Source organism: Arthrobacter sp. CAN_A2, from assembly GCF_015752045.1.
Lineage (GTDB): Bacteria > Actinomycetota > Actinomycetes > Actinomycetales > Micrococcaceae > Arthrobacter_D.
On the sequence record NZ_JADOUS010000064.1, the window covers coordinates 1 to 1,392 of the forward strand.

A 1,392-nucleotide genomic window follows, 5' to 3' on the forward strand; every position below is an offset into this window, starting at 1 on the left:
GGCTCATCGTAATTGAGAGTGGAAGCACGGTCTGAAGCCGCCTGATTCGAGTAGCGATCGGGCGATGTAGTGGGTGAGGTTCCGAAAGCCGAGGGCTGATCCTCGGAGGTGCTCCAGACGCCCGTTGATCGCCTCCGTGGGTCCGTTGCTGGTGCCGGGTCGGTCGAAGAACGCGAGGACATCAGCGGCTCGTTGTTTCAGAGTCCGGCCGAGTCGGCGGACTTCGACCAGTGCGGCCGGCACGCCGGTGATGACCGAGTCGATGACGGCCTGCATGAGCTGCTTTCCCCTCTTTTTGTCGGGTTCTCGGTACGCGGCGATGATGCGTTGATAGATGCCCCACGTCGCCTCGACCTCGAGGTGCTCCTCAGATCTGAATACCGCGTCCAGACGGGCGTGCTGCTTGTCGGTGAGCAGATCCGCGCCGGTGTGCAGTGTCCGCCGAGCCTTGTAGAGCGGGTCACCGGCACGTCCCCGGTGCCCGGTCGTGTCTTGCTGGACGCGTTGCCGGCACCGGTCCAACCCGTCCCCGGCGAGGCGGACCACGTGGAAGGGATCCATCACCGGGACCGCGTCGGGAAGCTCCTCCGCGGCGGCGGTCTTGAACCCCGTGAACCCATCCATCGCGACGACTTCGACACCATCCAGCCAGGCTTGCGGACGGTTCGCGAGCCATTGCTTGAACACCGCCTTGGAGCGTCCTTCGACCATGTCCAACAGGCGTGCTGGGCCCGTCTTTTCACGGATCGGGGTGAGATCGATGATGACGGTCACGTACTTGTCGCCGCGACGAGTGTGCCGCCAGACGTGCTCGTCCACACCGATCGCGCTCACCCCGTCGAACCGGTGAGGGTCATCAATCAGGACGCGCTTGCCCTCGGTCAGAACCGCGGTGTTCGCGGTATGCCAGGACACTCCAAGACCTGCCGCGACGCGGGACATGGTGAGGTGATCGACCACGATTGCGAATAATGCCCACGTCAGTCCGCGGCGGGAGATCTTCGCCCTCCGGTCGGCGGCCTTCGAGGTGTCCTGCCGCCACGTGCGGCTGCAGTGCTCGCACCGATAGCGGCGTACCCGGACCAGCAATGTGGTGGGTCGGTGACCGAAGGGTTCATGAGCGAGCCGGCGTATCACAGTGTCTTTCGGTGCTCCTTCCGCACCACAAGTACGGCACCACCGATCGGATTCAAGGACACGGCACTCGAGCACCGCACGATCTGGTCCGAGATGCTGCCCGACAGCTTCCAGGCCGAGCTCGTCGAGGCGGCAGAACGTGGTCAGATCAGGGCGAACGAAGGTAGCGTGAAACATGTCGAGGTCTTTCAGATGGATAGCGTGAGAACTTCCATCATCGGAAGGCCTCGACCTCTATCCCGTCATCGACGCGCC

The 1,392-nt window shown here is 63.7% G+C and carries 1 protein-coding gene; it reads right to left on the reverse strand.

Features of this window, described 5'->3' with window-relative positions; genetic code table 11:
* Window positions 1–3 precede the first annotated feature (3 nt).
* On the reverse strand, window positions 4–1,314 hold the full coding sequence (locus IWX63_RS16590) for an ISL3 family transposase (RefSeq protein ID WP_199279251.1): 1,311 nt from the start codon (window positions 1,312–1,314) through the stop codon (window positions 4–6).
* Window positions 1,315–1,392 lie beyond the last annotated feature (78 nt).